This window comes from Alkalihalobacillus pseudalcaliphilus (assembly GCF_028610675.1).
GTDB classification, from domain to species: Bacteria; Bacillota; Bacilli; order Bacillales; family Bacillaceae_D; genus Alkalihalobacillus; species Alkalihalobacillus pseudalcaliphilus.
Genome location: NZ_JAQQWS010000007.1, coordinates 148,062 through 165,794 on the forward strand (window position 1 = coordinate 148,062; position 17,733 = coordinate 165,794).

A 17,733-nucleotide genomic window follows, 5' to 3' on the forward strand; every position below is an offset into this window, starting at 1 on the left:
CCTCCTATTTTTACGTCAACTCGGACGAGGGTTCTTCGCCTTCTAATCCTGCGTATGGGTCGATTCTTTCTCGACGTGACGCGCGTTCGTTGGCGATTTCTTGCTTTTTGGCGCTGACGTTTTCGACGCCAAGTCGGTTCATTGCGCCTGCTTGCGATTCTAGTTCAGCATCCATTTCGAGAGTTAGTAAGTTTACGAGTTCTTGGCGATTATCCGGTAAAGGTAAGACAAAACGCATCTCATTCGCATAGTTCGTTCCAATAGATTTAACGACATTTCGGTCGTACGCGAAGTTAGGTCGAGCTGACCGCGCCTGCATATAACGGATAGTCTTTTCGTGTAGCTCCGATAATCTCGGCCCCCATACGAGCCAATGTTCCTCGGTTTCTTGGATAATGTCTTGAAATAATACGTGTAAAGCGTCCGCGTTCAGCCCGCCGAAGTTTAGCTCTTGCGGGACAATTTGCGGTAATGACGTGATTTCATGTAAAGCGCCTTTTACTCGCGAATACTGATCCTTAAACGCTTCTTTCCAACGGAAACCGCCTTCGATTTTTTCGACTTGGGGAGCTGCTCCGTCAAATGTTCCGCGTAACTCTAAAATAGAGCCGGGCGCTACTTTAATACCGTCGCTCGTACCTTCAGCCGCGTTTATTAGCGCGGTCATCGAAAACATTTCGAATTTTAACGAGTCGATTGCGTCCTCATTCATCGCGTTAAGGACGTCGGTTTGCGACTTCATGTCCTCGATTTCGCTCACGTCGCCGTGCTCGCCCGTTAAGTCTGTAACCGGAAATAGTACTACCGGAATAAAATCTAGCTGTAAACTCTCTTTCTTGGTAACGGTTTTATAGACAGATAAGTCTTGACGATAGATTTTCTCTTCGAGATAACAAAAGCCGTCGTCCTCCATCGTGTACGATTGCTTTTGGATTAACGGCTCCTCGTCGACCATTTTCGTTTTAATAAAGTGAACCGCGAGCAAGTCCTCGAAATCATCCTCGGAAAATACCGGCACCACTTTATCGTCCGATTCGAATATCCAGCGCATTTTACCATTACGAGGATTAAACGCGATTTTACATGCGACACGTCCCGCGATTAAACGATCTCTCGCCGCCTGTAATAATCGTTCGCGCATCTTGTTTTCGCGCCATAAATCGTATAATAAACGCTCATACTTTTCGGCACGCTCGTTTTCGGATTTCTGAGCGGTTGACGGCTCATATTCAGGCTTGGCGGCTTCGGCTACGTCGTCTATTTGCGTCGGCGGTACGCTTATTCCATGCTGACCGCCCATTTGCCAGCGAGCTTTACGTTTGATAAACGACTTAAAATAGTTCGTCGTGTAACGCGTGGGATCGTAATCCATTCCGAAAGGTCGCGGTAAATCTTTCGCGGGGACAAGTGCGCCCGTTTCCGGGTCTACGTGTTGCTTTCCGTCATAGTAATCGTAGTTCCGTAGTTGCTGTTGTATTCGTGCCCACGTCTGCTTACCTAGCGCTTGCTGAAACGGCGAAAATAACAAATCGTCCATCTCCGGCGGCGACATAATGTTATAGTCGGGCTGTATTCGGATTGCCATACGCTACCTCCTTTCTAACGTGTTCTTGTTTTAAGCGTGCGTACAACGGATTTGCTGGACTTAGCAATTTTATACGCGTCTGCTAAAGCGTCCGGTCCGTCGTCGTGATTATGGTTCGGGTACAATTCGAGCATTTCGAGCAATAGTCGCTGGCTACGCATAAACCGAATACGCCCCGACTTAATTTCCGGTTCCAGCGCTTCAATACGTAATTGCTTACGGATTTTCTGCTTCACTTGCTTTAAACGCGTATGAGCGGGGTATCCGTGTTTTTGCAGCTCTTCGCCTAACTTTTCCGCGAACCATTCTTGAAATTGCTGTGACTCGACTGCGATGGCTTCGTATTGATACTTAAGCGCCCGCTTGACGATTTCTTGCATAAACGCGTCCGGCTTCTGTTTCGCGATATACGTATCAACGACATAACAAACCGGCGAATCCGGGCGCTTTGCCAACGTAATAATGGCGGAATAGTCCCCGCGTTCTTTACCCATCGCTAAGTCGACGGCGGCGTAAAAGTCGTAGTGGAAACGCGTAAAATCGATGTCCGATTCGACGAAGTAAACGAAATCCTCGGCACGAAAAACCTGCGATTCTTCATCGACCGGATTTCCGAGGTATTCCTGATTGAACGCCCTTGCGCCCATATCTTCGCGTTTTTCCATAAAGTATTTGTACGAGTACATTTCCGGCCATAAGACCTCGGCGCCTCTGTCCATCTCTTTCCGGTGCTTTTCGTAAAAGGCGTCGGAGTTTTCTTTAGCCTTCGGGTCATCTGCGTTATATAGCGCTTGCCATTCGTCCCATAAATCCTCGCGTTCAGACCACGACAAAATAGCGGGGAATTTGCGCGATACAAAGTCTTTCCGCTTGTTGAGTACGTGATTCAGTAAACTATCGTAATGGACAATCGTTCCCATGTAGATACAACGCCCGCCAAAGCCGAGCGCTTCGAGCATTTCTGACCGGAACCAATGTAAATTCTTCGCGCGTAATTCCGGCGTGTTCGTGTTCTCGCCCGATTCGAGGTCATCGAGTATAAATAAGCCGGGTCGCTCCGACAAATGACGTAGTCCGCGCATTTGCGTGCCGATACCCTTCGCCTCAACCTTCGTGCCTGTCGCGGTAATAAATTCGTACTTGTTATCGACTTCGTTCATCGACGGTTTTTCGTGCAACAACGCGCCAAAATCTTCGCGCAGCTTGTCGTTAAATTTAAGCTGATTGACCGTCCATTTAATAAAGTCGCCCGCTACGTCGGTCGTTTCCGATACTTCTACGATGTACTTCTGCATCCGGTAGACGATTTGATGGCACAGATACGCGTTAGATAAATACGCCGTCTTTGCGTGCCGTCTACCTACCGACCACCCTACGTTAGAGTCGATGTCGCCCGCCGCTATTTGGTCGAGCAAGCCACATAGCTCGCGGTGGAAATTAGCCGCGCCCGCTAACGTCTGCCCCGCCGGGATTAAGTTCGATAGATTATCTGGGTTGCGGTCGTCGCTAAAGTATTCGTACGTAAAAAAGAGCACATCGCGTTCGGCACGGTGCACTCGGTTCAAGCGTATTAATTCCTTTTTGTCCGCGATTAATAAATCGACGTGCGAGTCGCGAGCTGCGCCTTGTTTCCGCAGTTGTTCGAGTTTGACCACACGTTGGGCGAGCAATTCGATACGGGCTTCGCGTGCTGGGCGGTCGAGCCATTCTCCGTTGACTAGCGCCAATTAAGCGTCGTCCTTGCGCGTTAATTCTTCGAGTTCTTTGTCGAGCGCCGCCACGTCCGCCTCGATTTCTTCCGCAGTACGCGCCCCGCCCGTATTGATTTCGATTGCGTGCTCGGACTTGATAAAGCCCATCATTTTCGCGAATAAATCCAGTCCTTTTTGCGATGGTACTCCGTTGGTGCCTTCCATCGACTTAATTAGCTGTCTCGCGAATATGCCTACAGCGTCACCTAAGTAATCCTTCGCAACTTCCTTTTTGTACTCGATAAATACTTGATTTTCTTTGCGCCATTTGTAAACGGTCGTACGGTCGTGTCCGACGGCTGCCGCGATTTCTTCCTGCGTTAACCGTTCCTCCTTCGGCTTTAGTTCGTTATCTAACAGCAAATAGACCGCTTTTTGTTGGGCGGCCGTTAATTGTTCCGCGAGTTTATCGCGTCTAGTTTTCGCCATGTGTCTGGCTCCTTTCGTTTTAGCGTGTAATTAGCGTTTTTAAGTCCGCCGAGGGTTATCGGTCTAGGGAACGCGAAAAACGCCTAAATCACCGTAGTTAGGACGGCAAAATCTAGGCGTGCTATGTTCGGCGAGGGCGAGAGTCCCCGAGATTTAAAAATTTGGCGGAAATGATTACGGGTCAGTCCGCCATAAAATGTCGAATGATGCCCCCGGGGTAACTTAATTGTCAGAATTGTTTCAATTTTTCACACAATTACGACAATTAGAGTGCATATCATATTCATTAATATACATCATTTGCTTCCGATAATCTTTATTATGTCAACTTACATTCAATCGAATCCCTTGCGTGCCAACGGTTTCGCCCGTCAAATCGGTGCAAGTTTCGTTATGCAAATATACACGCGTATAAGTCCGCATTATACCGTTACACTACGTATAACTATGCACGCGACCGATGTATAGAATCGTGCATAAACGGAATGGCATATTCGGCTTGCGACCGGCTGACCCCGTGAGTTTTCGAAGGGCTTCCGCGGTGAATCGCTAGCCTAGTAAATAACGCCATATCACCGCGCATATAGCGACTTTACATCGCCCTTATACCGAAACCCTTACGTAGCCTATAACGCCTTAAAATGCCCGCAAATACAACGCCTATAGCGAAGCCCTTCCGTTGACCTTCGTGTATAACCGCAACCTACACGCTTCTTTATTATATACGCGCCAATATAGCGACACAACAAAGGGCTATAGCGACGTCCTATTTCGTCCATCCCGGCTCATACGTATATACGACGTCTCCGCCGATTTGTGCGTTCCCTCGAAAACTCTGCGCATCCTCCTGCGCCAATAATACGACGCGGAACGCAAGAAAGTCCGCTTTAGCAACGCGGTACTCATCGATAGTGCCTTCGCGTAATTCCGCTAGTGCCTGCGCATATTGCTCGTCCATAACCGCCACCTCCAACGGCTATTATAGCACGATGGCGCGGCGCGTGGCTGGCTCGGCTTGCCTTCTTCGAATAATCTAAAGATCTTCTTCTCTTTTAGTTAAAACCTTTCGCGGACAGATATATTTACAAGTATGAACGTTAGTGAATGCTTGTTGAGGAACGTAGTGACGAATGATCTCTTTCTTTTGCCCCGCCATCTTTTCAATCTTCTTAAGATCAATATACTTAAGTTCAATCTTCTTAATAGGGTTCAGATCGTCCTTTGCAAAGGGCTAGATCGTCCTTTGCGAAGGGCTAGATCGTACTTCGATCCGCTAAAGCGCCCTTCCACTCGTCACTCAGCCGGTACTCTTTCAACGGCTTCCCTCCGTACTTATTCGCCACCTCACGCGCCTTAATCAACCCTTCCGCCTCCAGCACGTCAAGCGACCGGTTCAGCTTCGTCTTACCTATCGCGAGTTCCCCTTGCATTCTCGCCTTAGTCGTGTACGCGTAGCCTTGCTTTCCGTTAGGCGTACCCTTGCCGGCATCCTCGCTAACTTGTACGTGCATCGCGAGGTACAAATACACGGCGATTTCCGCATACCCGACGGCAGGATTCGCGAACAAGACCGGCTTAAGGTCGTTGCTTACCGCGGTAAAATTGCTTAGCTTCGTCATATTTACTAATACCTCCGTTAACTATTGACGCCGTTTATTCCGCGCCTATTTTCGCTTTGTAGTCCGCCTTGCGTGCGTCGTATTCGTCGAGCAGCGCTTTTACGCGGTCAGTTTTCGCGAATACCCACATGCGGTTGCCCGTCCGTTTATGGAGCGTTGTATACTCGTAGCGGACACCGTTTGAGCGCAGGAAATACATAAGCGTAGTTGAATAGCAAAATAGTTTATCGTTCACTAGCGACACCTCCGTTAAACTTTTAAACGCAAAAAAAAACGCCCGTTAAGGCGCTTAGTATGTTTTCGGAACTTCTACAAAGTGCGTAACAGGCGGAAGCTCAATCGCCTCAATGAACGGCACGTACTCGTCATCCGACGTTACCTTTACGCCACTAACCGTAATCTCAACGGCCGTGTGCGGGTTCTTATTTTCGCGTAACCATTCCGAAATAGCTTTCGCATGTGCGATAATTTCTTCGTTCATTTTGCCGCCGCCTTCCATAATTTCGTTCTATCAATCGCTTCTATCCGCGAATATCCATTACCGAAGTCTATCTCGCGCCAATTATCTCGCATATCTACGGCGCCCGACGCTTCTAATCGTTGCTCGTAACAGCCGGAACAAAACGGATTCGCCACGAAAGCACGACCGGCTCGTTCCGTTTCTTTTCCGCAGAAAGAGCACGTCTCTCTAACGCCCATCAGTCCGTCACCACTAATACGCGAGCGGACCCGCTTTCCTCGTCCGTAACCTTACCGAACGGTGGCTCTACCCGGCTAATCTCAAACGGCTGATGCGGCTGAATTGCGATTTCCTTTACGCCTTCCCTGCGCGCCAATTCCGCAACTAGGTCCGCAGTTGGTACTTGATATAGGTGGAAGTCGGATGTGTGCGGCGTTTCTTTAAACTCAGGAACCCTGCCGTCAACTTGAGCGACCAACATCTCAAACGCGTTATACATTCCGCGCATATAGTCGTCATGATTCCAATTTCCGTCATAACCTTGTATTCGGTGATACTCGCGCAACGTTTCGACAATGCCTTCGCTCTTTGTCGACTCCAGTTCCCGTAGCTCTTGCGTCGCCTTGCGTGCTTCACGTTGGACCGCTTTCAGTCCGCTGATTGCTTCCGAACAGTCTACGGACACCTTTGCTGTAATTTCGCCGATACTTCTCGACTTTGTCACTTCGTCACTTACTCCGCGGTTTGATTCCGCCATGTACATCGACTCCCTTTTCGGTTTATATTACCGCGGCGCTCCGTAAGCATTCCGCGGACGTTCCCGTTTCAATGTTTCGCCATTTTCACGCCAGCCTTATTCGCGCGTCACCGTTTATCCGCCGAAGCGGGGCTGTAAAATTGCGCGAGCTTAGCCGTCTATGCGACCGCTTTTACGCGTTAAATGTGCGTCACGGTGTCCCGCGACAAGATTTCAACCTCTATACCAGCTAATCGCGGAAATTGCAGGGTTATTTTAGCTTGCGACCGTACTTTTCGCGTAAATATTCGACGATTTCTTGCGGGTCTATAACGTACTTCTCTACCGGTTGTACTTTCGTGAAGGACACGTACTGTTCACGCCTTTCCTTATTCCGTGCTTTTGCGTGTTGATTAACGGACCAATTTTCGTAGTCGTTACGCTTTCTACGTGTGGGCGGCGCGTGTCTGCGACCGTCTGTGGCTACGTCATAAACCGCCTTTAAGGACGTTTCCTTTTTGGCGCGTCTTTCCGCCTGCCTAGCGGTCATGACGGGGTATTCGATTAGTGTCATCTTGTCCGCGTGGTTATAGCGTAAGTCCTCACGTAATACGTAGCTGTTAATGCGGTCAATTTCTCCGGAAGTTAACTCGCGACAATTTAATCGCGCGGTTAAGTAGAACGTCTCTACTGCGTCCATTCTCGAGTTTACGTCCGTAATATCTTCCGCGATTAGTTCGTCGAGTGATTTCATTCGGCGCCCTCCGCCCATTTCTTATAATCTTGCACCATTTCACGAGTATTCTCGACTACTTCGAATAACTCGTCAGAAAGTCGCTTCTTAGCCCATTTCGGAATGATGATATAACTAGTCCCCATCCCTAAGCCTATCTCCAACTTTAATTTGTCTTTGTCCTCTGTTAGTAATTTAGCGATTCTTTCCGCCTCTGAGAAATCAATTTTATTAAATAAACTAGTACAATTTCCTTTTTCTATAACATAAATGTTGAAACTGTCAGGGAATTTGGTTTTTTTCTGGTCTCCTACTTGACCGTAGTAACAATATTGAACCTCAATAAACGCATCTCTTTTAAAGTAGTTCTTTATGAAAGTAAAGGCGCATTGTAGTTTGTATATACATAACAACAAGACATATCCTGCCTTATTTTCAGCGACTTTTTCTAGGAATTTATACAATTTACCGTTCTCGTTCATACCGCATCCCCTCCACTAATTGAATATCCTTCGCCATGTCCCGCCCAATAGTAGTAGATTTCCGATATCTTTTCCTCCGCCCGCTCAAGGTACTCGTACATAGATTGCCGACTAACCCCCATCGCTCTCCCTGCGTCCTCTTGCGTCATATCGCGTAAATAGACGTTCTCGACCGCCTCCCACTGTCTCGCCGTCAGCCCCGCCCGTGTGACCGCCGTAGTTAAGTCGGCGAGCACGTCCACCGCCGCAAAGTCGCCCTGCTCGGCACGTATTCGTAAGGCGTGTATGTCGCGTAAGAGTAGGCGGACTTGCTTGCCGGTCGTTAAGCCGGCGTAGCGCGTTTCGTACCGTTTGTGTGCCGCTGACTTGTCGAATTTGCTGACGCCCATTCGTTCACGCTCCTAATAATCGATTTACGTCCGTTTGAATATCGCCGAATTCTTTCGCAATATAATCGCGAGCTTTCACGTCGGTCCGCAACTCTTCTTCCGTAGGGAGCCAATTAAAGCTACGCCCGCAAACATAGTTGATCTTATTCAACGTTTCCAAGTCTTTAAACCAAATATGCACGGTGCCTTTTCGAAACATCTTAAACCGGAGAACGTCATTTTCGAACTCCCCTTTTCCTATCCGCGTAAAATCATGCTCAACCGATCGGAACGGTTCAAATGCCTTTAACAAGTCGAGAACAAAGCCTTTAATTCGATAGTCTACGCTAGCAAAACTTTTATCTCGCTCGCCCATGTCCCAATCTCCGAAATTAGAGAAGAACGGATAAATGATCTTTTTCCCGATTTTATAGGAGTCATTAGTACGCCAACCATTGTAGTAGTGTATATTTGTCGAAAAATCCCTACGGCTAAATGATGTTATTTTCTCGAATATACTAACTACGCTACTTAGCAACATATCGGAGGAGTTCGCCACTATCGCGTGTAATAGCATGTATATATTAGTTAAGTTAATTTCTAGGTCGGACGCGGAATCCAACTGACGACTTAATTTTTCTCTCGCCTGTGTTGTTAACCTTTGCATAAATTTATCCGTTCTTAGAATCAAGCCCCAATATGCCGAACGCATTTTCTGTATATCGTCCTCGTAATTAGCGGAATTATTGTCATAAGGGGCATGAATCTTCCCGCCGTTCAGATTTGATATATAATTTAAGAAGTCTGTCTTCTTTTTGTTAATTTCATAATCTTCACGAATCAATTTAACGGCTTGGTCGTATTCACTAACAAGTCTCGTAATATCATCAACGCGCTCTTGCACTTCTTGACGCTCGACAAACGTACTTAGTGCCGATGAAATTGCCTCGTCCGCACTACCGTCTCTCGCTTCCTTCACCGCGTCGATGGCACTTCGATATAAATCCTCGCTCGCGTCGTCTCGGCGTATTTTCGCGTAAATTAACGCAACTTCTACGTCAGTTTTCCGTTCCGCCGAACTAAATGCACCTTTTACGAATTCTATTTTAGCTCTGTGAACATCGAGCAAACGCGCTAACTCTTTCCGCGAATTACTGAACGGATTTCGTATCGTTTCTGCGTTTATTATCGCGTAAATTTCGCAGTCTTTCGTTATTTGACTACTTGCGAGATTGATCGCGTAGAGTAGGTGTTTGTCGCCGGCACTAAATGGCGGATTCATAACGATTGCATCGTATTCTCGGTAAGTCTTAAACGTGAGAAAGTCCGACCAAACAACCGTATTGCCTGCACCCGTTAAGAGACTTGAAAGTTCCGGATCATTTTCAATCACATCGATTTTCACGGCACTTCTTCTACATTTTTCCCGAATGTAATTAACGATGTTTCCTTTACCCGCGGAAGGCTCTAGTACACGACCGCGTAGAGTAACCGCATCATCTTTTTTAATTCCTAGCCGGCTTATATTACCCCCAATACTCATCGCGAGCAATTCTTTTATTAGCTCGTCGGGCGTTGGGTAAAAATCCGCATTAAACAATTTACCGCCTCCTTGCTATTTGTCGAAACTTTTCGTTAACTCCCGCTTTACATCCGTCGATTATCCGCGTACAATAATTATAATTAAACGAAATCAAACGGAGGTTGACGTAATGAATAAAAATAATGAATTTTATCGCCATGCAGTACGGGCGGCTAAAAAGCGCTTCAAGGCGGACGCAGTAGACTATATTCGCAGTCAATATGGGATGTGCGTCCAAGTTTGCGTAGAGTGTTTTGTCGAGGATAATCCTGACCGAGAATACCTCAACGGACGCGTGCTCGCTCTTACCCGCCACCTAGACGAAGCCCTCGCGTACATTGACAAGCAATTTGCCGAGAGGGAGTGACGTATTTGTTAACGCCCGCCCAACTCGCCGTTGTGCTCACCGCCATACAGGCGGAAATAGACGCACTCGAACGCTATGCCACGCCGGAGCCAAGACCCGAACTAGAGCGTTACTACGACGAACTTATTGCGGCACGTACGCAATTACGCTATACTTATCGTAAACTAAACGAAAGTGAGCGTGTTCCCTAATGCCGCCAATCGATTGGATTTCGAGCCAAGCGCCCGAATTTATTACGTTCGACGCGCAAAAACGCCTTTGCGTCAGTTCCGGCGCCACCGCCATTCTAAACGTGCCCAAGACGGGCGACTTTACGCTACATGTCGGCTATGACTCCGTGAATCAGCGTCTCGTGCTCGCCAAGCCGGACGTGGTGAAGCTTCCGAATGTGATACCGTTTAAGTTCGATAAGCGCCGCTATTGCCACGTGCGCGAACTTGTCCGCAAGATTAACGTGCCCGAGGAAGAGCTACCGGTCCGCTTCGAATACGTCGGTAAGGATTACGCGGACAGCCCGCAAGGTAGCCACGTGTTTCAGCTCGCGGATTATTCGGCGCCCGATGATGCGGGAAGAGCCGATAAGTAACGTAGCAAGCCGGGCATTAACGCGTCGATTACGTTGACCGTGACGGCGTTGCCCGCTTGTTTATATCGTTGGCTGTCCGATACGCCCGCCGCTTTGACCGTTTCGTGGGCGAGGTCGGAAAATCCCTGGAGTCGCCAGCATTCGAGGGGCGTTAGCTTGCGGATGCGGTAACGTGGATAAGCACCCAATGCAACGCCGTGTTTATCCTGTGCGGTTAAAGTGAACGACTTCTCGCCGTCATCTTTAAATCTGCGTCCATTTTGGCGCTTTTCTGCGCGGTCGGGCGTGAGGACAGGACGGGTTTCCATAACTCCCGTCATATCTTGATTACCGAATCCTTTATAATCTCGGGCCATCAAACAATGCGACAATTCCGTCTCTCTTCCGATTTCGTGTCGATTCATTTGCACGGCGACTTTCGGCTCGCGATGACCTCCGCCCATAGCCGTTAACGTCGGCGTGTCGCCGACCGGAGAATAAACGCGTTTAATCGAATCATTGCCCCGTAGTTCCGCATGACCAACCATTGTAGGCGAATCTGAATCGGAGTCTTCTTCGCGTTCTTCTAATTGCGCCACCAATTTCGCCGTCTTCTCCTCCGACAAGTAGTACCGCTCGTCCACGTTATCTTCCAGGATATCGAGTAACCTTACCGTCACATCACTCTGCGTCGGGTACTCGAAGTTAAACGTCTTTACTCCGTCTATTTGCGCGATTCTACGCTTACCCTTTGCGACAACGTTCGTCCCTTCTATGCGCCAAGCCTCCGGGGTTACGAGGTCATCCCGCACAGCAACGATAAAAATACGCTCGCGATTCTGCGGTACGCCGAAATATTTCGAGTTTAATACCGAAAAGTCTACGGTGTAGCCGATTTCGTTAAGCGCGGTGACTACGATGTCCAGCGTTTTACCTTTATCGTGACCAACGAGTCCCTTTACGTTCTCTAAGACGGCTATCTTCGGCTGTTTCTCACGCATAATACGGACAATTTCGAAGAATAACGTTCCGCGCGTTTCATCCGCGAAGCCTAAGCGCTTGCCTGCGACACTGAACGCCTGGCACGGAAAACCGCCCACAAGTACGTCATGGTCCGGTACGTCTTTTTCGTCAATTTGCGTTATGTCTCCGTGTAAATGGTCATCGCCATATAGCGCGGAGTACGCCTGTTGTGCGAATTTATCGATTTCTGACGCGAATACACACTCTCCGCCCGCATTGTCGAGCGCTTGCCTAAACCCGCCAATTCCGGCGAATAATTCGATATATTTAAACGTCACCTAACCACGCACCTTTCGAATAATCTCGTCCACTTGCGCCTCTAACTCCGCCAGCGTGATACCTGCCCCGTTATCGACGTAATAGTCGGCGGGCAATTCGTCTAACTGCGTTTCCGTTATGTGCCTTAGCGCTGCGGGGTCGAAGTCGTCTCCGGTTGCCTTTGCGCGCTCTAGCCGTGTAACCTCGTCCGCGACCACGTGTATGACCGTAAATCCTTCCGCTTGACACCGTGCGACCTCGTTCGCTTGGCGAGCGTCCGTAATGACCGGCGCGATTGGCGCAAACCCTGCCCGTTGTCGCCCGGCTTGGTCGGCGGCTAATCGGTCGAATAGATGGCGCACCCATACGTCGGGGTCATAGTCGCGCATGACGTTCATAAATTGATATAACGCGCGAGGCTTCGGTTCAGCCGGCACCCACGGAAATAGGGCGTGAGCTTGCCGTTTGAGCGCGTCGCCGAATGCATAGCGGGTAAAGCCGTACTTGCTGACGAGAATTTCGGCGACCGTGTCCTTTCCACTGCGGAGCTTGCCGGTTAAAACGAATTTCATTACTCCTCAATCCTTTCGATAAATCCGGATTCCTCCAAGTAGTCAACGTTAACTTGATCGGTTATTTCGTCAATTTCGCGAATGTCCCCAGCCCACCAAACCTCGTGCTTACCGCCTTCTTTATAATAGTCCTTTAACATACGAACTTTAATTTTCGTCATCGTAAACCGCCTCCTCTACTTTCGCGCTCTAATGCCCCCGCGACTAACCTCGATACCAACTTCGCGTCTAGCTCGACCGTCACCTTTCCGCGTTTTTCCGCTTCGTCAACGCGTTTCTCTAATTCGCTCACTCTAGCCGCGAGATTGGCGAGTAAGTCGTAAACGTCCGGGGAAGATTCCGCTTGTTCAACTGGTTCGAGTACGCGATATTCGCTTGATGACGCCCACCCTTTCGGAGTTGATGCGTCTCCATCTTCGTCCTCAATCATCTCGTAGATTTCTCCGTTTTTATAGTCCTCGTAATCCCATGCGTCAACGATGATAACCTTCTCGCCAACCTTCGCCTCACGTTCGACCTCTACGTATTCCACTCCGTCAATTACGTGCGTTTTACCCTTCGCCATTCAAATCGCCCCTTTTCGCTAATTATTTTCGTCAATCACGCGTATTTCTACGTCCTGCCTGCCAAACTCAATCGCCTTACCGTAGCTTGACCGCAGTATGTCGATTTTGTTTCCGCGAATGGTCCCGCCAATATCTTCCGCCGTTGCCCGCTCGGTCGTGCCATCTGCGTAACGGATTTCCACCGTCGAGCCAAGCGGTATAACCGCCGTGTCGACCGCGATAACTCGTAGCCCGCGGTAATGCGTAGTGTCCCGCACGTCTACGCCCGATTTCGTTATTCCGATGCATCCGTGGCAGTCGGCGGTATATGCGGTGGCTTCAAACGTTTGCCAGCCTTCGCTTTCGCGGTTAAGTACAACGCCCTCATCATCGCCACTTCGTACATTACCGTTTTCCCCGACCGTCTCGGAATGTTTGCTAGTGTCGTGCTCAGCTCCCGAAGATCTTCCCGTTCCGTACCCGTCAACATCAGATGTCACCTCCGCGAATAATAAGTTTGTCGTCATAGCTGCGAATGCTAACGCTGTTACGATGTGGTTTGCGATAAAACCGTCCTCCTATTCGTCTCCTATAAGCAACTCCGCGTCTGCATAACCTTCGGAATAACCGGCATTGTGCCCGTCCTCGTAAGCAGCGTCGATCTCTGATTCTGAAAACATCTTTTCGCCTAGATTTTCGTCAAACTCTTTCGCGAGGTCTAGTAACGATGACCTTGTGGTAGCGTCGTCCGTAGATTCGTAGATTTCTTCAATTCTTCGCGCGAGCAAATTCGCAAATGGTTCCGGTCGGTTACGTAAACGAATGAAATCTAGCATTAATCGCCCTCCTTCGGCAAGTCCGCTTCCTTTACGAAAACCCCGTCAATCATGCGTCCTTTGCGGTCTTTTATTTCGTCGTAAGCCAACGCGATACATTCTTCGATATCTATGCCGAGTTGCGTTGATAGAATCGTAAGCACGACGTAAATGTCGCCAATTGAGTCCGCCACTTGCTCCGGCTTTCCTTTCGCCATACCTTCGGCTAATTCGCCTAATTCTTCGACCAATTTCAGCATTTGTTTATCGGGGCTAGCCGTGTGTAAATTGCGGTCGACCGCCCATTGTACGATTTTCTCTGTTTGCGTCATATTATCCGCTCCTTTTAGCGCGTAGCTTTCGGTAATGTAATCGATTGGTCGCATTTACTCGACCTCCTCGTAATCTGTGACGCGGATTACTTTTACGTTAGCTGGCGCGAAGTTTAAACGGCTTGCCGACCTTTTCGCGCTAGACTTAGATTCGAAGGCTCGTATAAATGAAGGCGAGGACGACCCGCCACCTTTTGGAAAGCCTTCGACGTTTCCGTTATCATCAACTAAAGCAACGATATATAATTCCATTAAATCGTCTCCCCTCGGTATATTACGACTATGGACGGAAAAGGCGCACCACTCTTCGAGCCTCCGAACTTTAGCCTCCCTTTAACGAATCTAATTTCGGATTTACCTAGCACGTAATCGTGAAACCACCGCGTATCTGTGCGGGCGGGAACGAGGCACACGACCGTTGCCCCTTTCCGCGATTCCTCGTAGGCTTTACGCATCCACTTGCCGGTAATTCCGCGACCATAAGGCGGATTGAGCCATACCGTTTCGCCCGCCCAGTCTTGCGTCAAGCCGTCGTCCTCGGCGGTAAAATAGCGGGCACACTTTGCGTTGGTTGCGTCGGCGGCTGCGTCTAACATGAAGTTAAATTCTGCGTCTAGTTTCGCGAAAAAGTCGGGCGGTGTCGCCCATTTGTCGGTGGCGGACGAAAACATTACCGGACTCACCACGTTAACTCGTCCGCCTTTTGTGCCAACTTACCGCGGAAATTAACCGTTAGCTCACATACCTTTGCGTAAGGCTCGTCGCGGAAATGGTCGAGATAAGGCACGAACCCCGACTTGCTCGCGTTAGGTAGGTCGCATTGACCGTCGTGTCCGATCATGATTACGGTACATGAATCGTGAATGCGCGTTAGTAGCTTCTTTAATTCGCCGCGCGTAAAGTTCTGCGATTCCTCGATAATGACCGTCGAGTCCTTTATGTTCGTGCCACGCGCAAATACGTGCGACTTCGGATATACCCAAACGTGGCCCGCCTTCAATTGGTCGATATTTGATTCGTCGAAAATGACTTGCGACGGGTTTTCGTTGATTTCGAGCAAGGCGTCCTTTAGCGGCTGGCAATATTCCGCCTCTTTTTCCTGCTGCGTGCCCGGTCGGAATCCCATCTTGCCCTCCTCGACCGGCGAGAATACGTAAACCAACGGTTTGCCGATGATCTTCGCCGATCCTACCGCCAATGTCGTCTTACCGGTGCCCGAGCGCGCGTTTACGATAGTCAAGCGGTTATCGAATATAGAGTCGATGTAAATTCGTTGCTCGTCCGTTAACTTTTCCGCGAATCCATAGAATAGCGAATCTTTTGGTAATGGCATAATGTCATCGCTCCTTATTCGAATATGAAGTCGTCGTCTCGTAACTCTTCCGCAATAGCTTTTTTATACGCGGAACCTTTCAGCGAGAAAAAGTCCCACGAATTTGTTTGCGTACTCAACCCGTTCATAACGATAGGGTTCGGCTTAACTTCCGAAAAATGTGGCTGAAATCCTAAGTTGGCGAGAGCCTTATTCGCGTTATACTGTAGAAACTTGCGGACGTCGTGTTCTAGTCCGATGTCTGCGTAAAGCTCGTTAGTGTACGTTACCTCATTCACGTATAGTTCATCTAACAATTGCGTCGTAAAATCTTGTAATTCCGCTTTTTTAACGTCTGATTGACGATTGTGAATTTCCTGCGCCAGTAGGCCCACGTATACCGAGTGAATCGACTCGTCGCGAATTATAAGTGAGATAATCTCCCCACTATTCATGAGCTTACCTTGCCCCGCGAGTAGAAGCGGGTAATAAAATCCGGAGTAGAACAGAAAGCCTTCGAGCATAACAGAAGCAACTAAAGCCTTGTATAAGGTAATCTCATCCGTTCCCTCCCCTTCCAATGCTTCGTAATAGTCCGCGACAATGTGGGCTTTACGTTGTAAGTGCGGATTGTCCTCGACCCAGCGGAATATCTCGTCTATTTCTTCTCGACTAGCAAGCGTGAGGAAAATATTCGAATAAGATTTCGCATGGACCGCGTTTTCCATCATCGCCATAAAGTTAAGCACGGCTTTTCGTTGGTGTCCGCTAACCGCTTCGGAAATCCTCGTCATGCCGACATTTCCTTGAATCGTGTCAAGTAGCGTAAGCCCGCCAAGCACGCGGTTATACGTCTGCTTCTCTGCCTCGGATAAAGACTTCCACGTAAGGAGGTCGCCGTTAAGCGAAATCTCCTCCGGTAGCCAAAATTGGCGAACGTTTTGCTCGTAAAACATCTGCGTGAAACTATCGTCTGATTGCGCCCAGTTGGCGGCAGTAAATGTCTGCGTCAAATAATCGACTCCTTTTCGTTAAACTACACAACTTAAACAAGTTTCCTGTGTCGTATCTTTCGTTCTCGCGTAATAGAGCGTCTTAATGCCTTTATGGTGGGCGTACAGGTCAATTCGATTAAGGTCGCGAGTCGTCATGGTGTCGCGAAGGAACAACGTAAAACTAATGCCCTGGTCGACATGCTTTTGAATGGTCGCGATAAGGTCGACGACTTTGAACATATCCATATCGTAAGCCTCTTTATATAGAAACCACGTTTGTGGCGAAAGTCCGGGCATTGGGTAGTACGTTTTACTGTTGCCGTATGTCCGCTCCTCAACGCGTTCCATTATTGGCATGACTGACGCGGTTGCTGACTGAACGTAACTTATCGATCCCGTAGGTGCGATTGCAGTTCTATCCTCGATACCCCGCCTTTCGGCGTATTTTTAAGGGAGTAGACTATACCATAACCCTCCGAAAGATTTTAGTTAGTCTCTTAGACAACGTCGTCTGTTTGTGATATTAGCAGGCACTTTATATAAAGTTTTCCATCGCTTTCCACAATAAATTCTCCTAACACCTGAATAGGACATTCCAGTTTCCCGGGATATTTCAGCAAGTGTTTTGTCGGTATTTATTAAAAGACTATAAACTTCTTGGGCTTTCTCTTTCTGTTGCATCTTGACTGTAGGAGTATAATGAGTTACAATTTTATTTACATTGAATTTTGATGGATGTCCTTCACCGCTGTGTCTAACTCTGTGACAGTCCTCGCATACTGAAACTAAGTTAGAAAGTTTATTCGCCTCTTTATAGTCGCTGAAATAAACAAAAGGTATAACATGGTGGACGGACATCTCTTTTTCATACTCATTTTCAGTAATTCCACAGTCTACACATCTATAATTATCCCTATCGCGACATCTTCTTCTTTGTTCTAACCAATTTGAACCATAGTATTTTTTACCTATACCTCTTCTAATTGATAAGTGTTTCCAACCTAAGTTGGCACATGTTTTACTACAATAAACTCTCTCCACATTACTCACCTTATTAGGAGTTCTAAATATAGCTTTGTCGCACATAGAACATAGATAATAACTCCCTTTTACTTTCCTTAAGGTAATAGCAACTGATGAGCAATATGCGCAACATGTAATAATTTGTCCTTTATTGGTTTTAGGAATTTTAAAATCTCTCAAA

General features: G+C 48.2%; 25 protein-coding genes and 1 pseudogene. 2 read left to right on the forward strand and 24 right to left on the reverse strand.

Annotated features, from left to right (window positions below; translation table 11 throughout):
* Positions 1-10 precede the first annotated feature (10 nt).
* The 12 genes from PQ479_RS15145 to PQ479_RS15200 form a co-directional block, all read right to left on the reverse strand.
* Positions 11-1,585, reverse strand: coding sequence for a phage portal protein (locus PQ479_RS15145; protein ID WP_047988326.1), 1,575 nt, complete (start codon positions 1,583-1,585; stop codon positions 11-13).
* Positions 1,586-1,599: 14 nt separating this feature from the next.
* Positions 1,600-3,312, reverse strand: a complete 1,713-nt coding sequence (terL, locus tag PQ479_RS15150) for a phage terminase large subunit (RefSeq protein WP_047988325.1) — start codon at positions 3,310-3,312, stop codon at positions 1,600-1,602.
* Positions 3,313-3,765: a phBC6A51 family helix-turn-helix protein gene (locus PQ479_RS15155; protein ID WP_053070361.1), complete on the reverse strand. Its 453-nt coding sequence runs from the start codon at positions 3,763-3,765 to the stop codon at positions 3,313-3,315.
* A gap of 766 nt (positions 3,766-4,531) precedes the next feature.
* Positions 4,532-4,723 carry a hypothetical protein gene (locus tag PQ479_RS15160; protein WP_047988324.1) on the reverse strand — a complete coding sequence of 64 codons (192 nt, stop codon included), beginning with the start codon at positions 4,721-4,723 and terminating at the stop codon, positions 4,532-4,534.
* A gap of 295 nt (positions 4,724-5,018) precedes the next feature.
* Positions 5,019-5,384, reverse strand: coding sequence for a helix-turn-helix domain-containing protein (locus PQ479_RS15165; RefSeq protein ID WP_047988323.1), 366 nt, complete (start codon positions 5,382-5,384; stop codon positions 5,019-5,021).
* A 34-nt stretch (positions 5,385-5,418) separates the two neighbouring features.
* Positions 5,419-5,619 carry a hypothetical protein gene (locus PQ479_RS15170; RefSeq protein WP_047988322.1) on the reverse strand — a complete coding sequence of 67 codons (201 nt, stop codon included), beginning with the start codon at positions 5,617-5,619 and terminating at the stop codon, positions 5,419-5,421.
* Between the two features lie 54 nt (positions 5,620-5,673).
* Entirely contained in the window at positions 5,674-5,865 is a 192-nt protein-coding gene (locus PQ479_RS15175; RefSeq protein ID WP_047988321.1) for a hypothetical protein, read from the reverse strand.
* Between the two features lie 217 nt (positions 5,866-6,082).
* On the reverse strand, positions 6,083-6,601 hold the full coding sequence (locus tag PQ479_RS15180) for a BC1881 family protein (protein WP_053070360.1): 519 nt from the start codon (positions 6,599-6,601) through the stop codon (positions 6,083-6,085).
* Positions 6,602-6,851: 250 nt separating this feature from the next.
* On the reverse strand, positions 6,852-7,334 hold the full coding sequence (locus PQ479_RS15185) for a hypothetical protein (protein WP_053070359.1): 483 nt from the start codon (positions 7,332-7,334) through the stop codon (positions 6,852-6,854).
* Positions 7,331-7,795 (reverse strand): hypothetical protein, encoded by a 465-nt coding sequence (locus tag PQ479_RS15190; protein WP_047988319.1) that lies wholly within the window; start codon positions 7,793-7,795, stop codon positions 7,331-7,333. The genes PQ479_RS15185 and PQ479_RS15190 overlap by 4 nt, the downstream gene beginning before the upstream one ends.
* A complete protein-coding gene (locus PQ479_RS15195; RefSeq protein ID WP_047988318.1) occupies positions 7,792-8,184 on the reverse strand; it encodes a sigma factor-like helix-turn-helix DNA-binding protein in 393 nt (130 codons plus the stop codon). Before PQ479_RS15195 ends, PQ479_RS15190 begins: the two co-directional genes overlap by 4 nt.
* A gap of 4 nt (positions 8,185-8,188) precedes the next feature.
* Positions 8,189-9,706, reverse strand: coding sequence for a DUF4942 domain-containing protein (locus PQ479_RS15200; protein WP_273717073.1), 1,518 nt, complete (start codon positions 9,704-9,706; stop codon positions 8,189-8,191).
* Positions 9,707-9,875: 169 nt separating this feature from the next.
* Between PQ479_RS15200 and PQ479_RS15205 the strand changes: the two genes are divergently transcribed.
* On the forward strand, positions 9,876-10,112 hold the full coding sequence (locus tag PQ479_RS15205) for a hypothetical protein (protein WP_047988316.1): 237 nt from the start codon (positions 9,876-9,878) through the stop codon (positions 10,110-10,112).
* A gap of 190 nt (positions 10,113-10,302) precedes the next feature.
* The gene (locus tag PQ479_RS15210; protein WP_273717074.1) at positions 10,303-10,698 is read left to right on the forward strand and encodes a hypothetical protein; all 396 of its coding nucleotides are present in this window, start codon (positions 10,303-10,305) and stop codon (positions 10,696-10,698) included.
* Here PQ479_RS15210 and PQ479_RS15215 read toward each other — a convergent pair.
* From PQ479_RS15215 to PQ479_RS15270, 12 genes and pseudogenes are all read right to left on the reverse strand, one after another.
* The gene (locus PQ479_RS15215) at positions 10,659-11,978 is read right to left on the reverse strand and encodes a DNA cytosine methyltransferase (protein ID WP_047988314.1); all 1,320 of its coding nucleotides are present in this window, start codon (positions 11,976-11,978) and stop codon (positions 10,659-10,661) included. The genes PQ479_RS15210 and PQ479_RS15215 overlap by 40 nt on opposite strands.
* The gene (locus PQ479_RS15220) at positions 11,979-12,530 is read right to left on the reverse strand and encodes a nucleoside/nucleotide kinase family protein (RefSeq protein ID WP_047988313.1); all 552 of its coding nucleotides are present in this window, start codon (positions 12,528-12,530) and stop codon (positions 11,979-11,981) included.
* The gene (locus PQ479_RS15225) at positions 12,530-12,691 is read right to left on the reverse strand and encodes a hypothetical protein (protein WP_273717075.1); all 162 of its coding nucleotides are present in this window, start codon (positions 12,689-12,691) and stop codon (positions 12,530-12,532) included. Before PQ479_RS15225 ends, PQ479_RS15220 begins: the two co-directional genes overlap by 1 nt.
* Complete coding sequence (locus PQ479_RS15230) at positions 12,688-13,095, reverse strand: hypothetical protein (protein WP_053070358.1); 408 nt, start codon at positions 13,093-13,095, stop codon at positions 12,688-12,690. The genes PQ479_RS15225 and PQ479_RS15230 overlap by 4 nt, the downstream gene beginning before the upstream one ends.
* Before the next feature lie 18 nt (positions 13,096-13,113).
* The gene (locus PQ479_RS15235; protein ID WP_053070357.1) at positions 13,114-13,602 is read right to left on the reverse strand and encodes a 3D domain-containing protein; all 489 of its coding nucleotides are present in this window, start codon (positions 13,600-13,602) and stop codon (positions 13,114-13,116) included.
* Between the two features lie 51 nt (positions 13,603-13,653).
* Positions 13,654-13,911, reverse strand: coding sequence for a hypothetical protein (locus PQ479_RS15240; RefSeq protein WP_047988312.1), 258 nt, complete (start codon positions 13,909-13,911; stop codon positions 13,654-13,656).
* On the reverse strand, positions 13,911-14,222 hold the full coding sequence (locus tag PQ479_RS15245) for a MazG-like family protein (RefSeq protein WP_047989487.1): 312 nt from the start codon (positions 14,220-14,222) through the stop codon (positions 13,911-13,913). Before PQ479_RS15245 ends, PQ479_RS15240 begins: the two co-directional genes overlap by 1 nt.
* Before the next feature lie 251 nt (positions 14,223-14,473).
* Positions 14,474-14,893, reverse strand: a complete 420-nt coding sequence (locus PQ479_RS15250; protein WP_047988310.1) for a DNA N-6-adenine-methyltransferase — start codon at positions 14,891-14,893, stop codon at positions 14,474-14,476.
* Positions 14,894-14,901: 8 nt separating this feature from the next.
* On the reverse strand, positions 14,902-15,555 hold the full coding sequence (locus PQ479_RS15255) for a PhoH family protein (RefSeq protein WP_047988309.1): 654 nt from the start codon (positions 15,553-15,555) through the stop codon (positions 14,902-14,904).
* Between the two features lie 14 nt (positions 15,556-15,569).
* On the reverse strand, positions 15,570-16,547 hold the full coding sequence (gene nrdF, locus PQ479_RS15260; RefSeq protein WP_047988308.1) for a class 1b ribonucleoside-diphosphate reductase subunit beta: 978 nt from the start codon (positions 16,545-16,547) through the stop codon (positions 15,570-15,572).
* An 18-nt stretch (positions 16,548-16,565) separates the two neighbouring features.
* Positions 16,566-16,946, reverse strand: a pseudogene (locus PQ479_RS15265) (ribonucleoside-diphosphate reductase subunit alpha); the annotation flags it as partial.
* A gap of 72 nt (positions 16,947-17,018) precedes the next feature.
* Complete coding sequence (locus PQ479_RS15270; protein WP_273717076.1) at positions 17,019-17,570, reverse strand: HNH endonuclease; 552 nt, start codon at positions 17,568-17,570, stop codon at positions 17,019-17,021.
* Positions 17,571-17,733 lie beyond the last annotated feature (163 nt).

Coding starts and splice junctions, on each gene's coding strand:
- PQ479_RS15145 (WP_047988326.1), bottom strand. CDS start 1,585: ATGGCAATCCGAATACAGCCCGACTATAACATTATGTCGCCGCCGGAG.
- PQ479_RS15155 (WP_053070361.1), bottom strand. CDS start 3,765: ATGGCGAAAACTAGACGCGATAAACTCGCGGAACAATTAACGGCCGCC.
- PQ479_RS15160 (WP_047988324.1), bottom strand. CDS start 4,723: ATGGACGAGCAATATGCGCAGGCACTAGCGGAATTACGCGAAGGCACT.
- PQ479_RS15165 (WP_047988323.1), bottom strand. CDS start 5,384: ATGACGAAGCTAAGCAATTTTACCGCGGTAAGCAACGACCTTAAGCCG.
- PQ479_RS15175 (WP_047988321.1), bottom strand. CDS start 5,865: ATGAACGAAGAAATTATCGCACATGCGAAAGCTATTTCGGAATGGTTA.
- PQ479_RS15180 (WP_053070360.1), bottom strand. CDS start 6,601: ATGGCGGAATCAAACCGCGGAGTAAGTGACGAAGTGACAAAGTCGAGA.
- PQ479_RS15185 (WP_053070359.1), bottom strand. CDS start 7,334: ATGAAATCACTCGACGAACTAATCGCGGAAGATATTACGGACGTAAAC.
- PQ479_RS15190 (WP_047988319.1), bottom strand. CDS start 7,795: ATGAACGAGAACGGTAAATTGTATAAATTCCTAGAAAAAGTCGCTGAA.
- PQ479_RS15195 (WP_047988318.1), bottom strand. CDS start 8,184: ATGGGCGTCAGCAAATTCGACAAGTCAGCGGCACACAAACGGTACGAA.
- PQ479_RS15200 (WP_273717073.1), bottom strand. CDS start 9,706: ATGAGTATTGGGGGTAATATAAGCCGGCTAGGAATTAAAAAAGATGAT.
- PQ479_RS15205 (WP_047988316.1), top strand. CDS start 9,876: ATGAATAAAAATAATGAATTTTATCGCCATGCAGTACGGGCGGCTAAA.
- PQ479_RS15210 (WP_273717074.1), top strand. CDS start 10,303: ATGCCGCCAATCGATTGGATTTCGAGCCAAGCGCCCGAATTTATTACG.
- PQ479_RS15220 (WP_047988313.1), bottom strand. CDS start 12,530: ATGAAATTCGTTTTAACCGGCAAGCTCCGCAGTGGAAAGGACACGGTC.
- PQ479_RS15225 (WP_273717075.1), bottom strand. CDS start 12,691: ATGACGAAAATTAAAGTTCGTATGTTAAAGGACTATTATAAAGAAGGC.
- PQ479_RS15230 (WP_053070358.1), bottom strand. CDS start 13,095: ATGGCGAAGGGTAAAACGCACGTAATTGACGGAGTGGAATACGTAGAG.
- PQ479_RS15235 (WP_053070357.1), bottom strand. CDS start 13,602: ATGACGACAAACTTATTATTCGCGGAGGTGACATCTGATGTTGACGGG.
- PQ479_RS15240 (WP_047988312.1), bottom strand. CDS start 13,911: ATGCTAGATTTCATTCGTTTACGTAACCGACCGGAACCATTTGCGAAT.
- PQ479_RS15245 (WP_047989487.1), bottom strand. CDS start 14,222: ATGACGCAAACAGAGAAAATCGTACAATGGGCGGTCGACCGCAATTTA.
- PQ479_RS15250 (WP_047988310.1), bottom strand. CDS start 14,893: ATGTTTTCGTCCGCCACCGACAAATGGGCGACACCGCCCGACTTTTTC.
- PQ479_RS15255 (WP_047988309.1), bottom strand. CDS start 15,555: ATGCCATTACCAAAAGATTCGCTATTCTATGGATTCGCGGAAAAGTTA.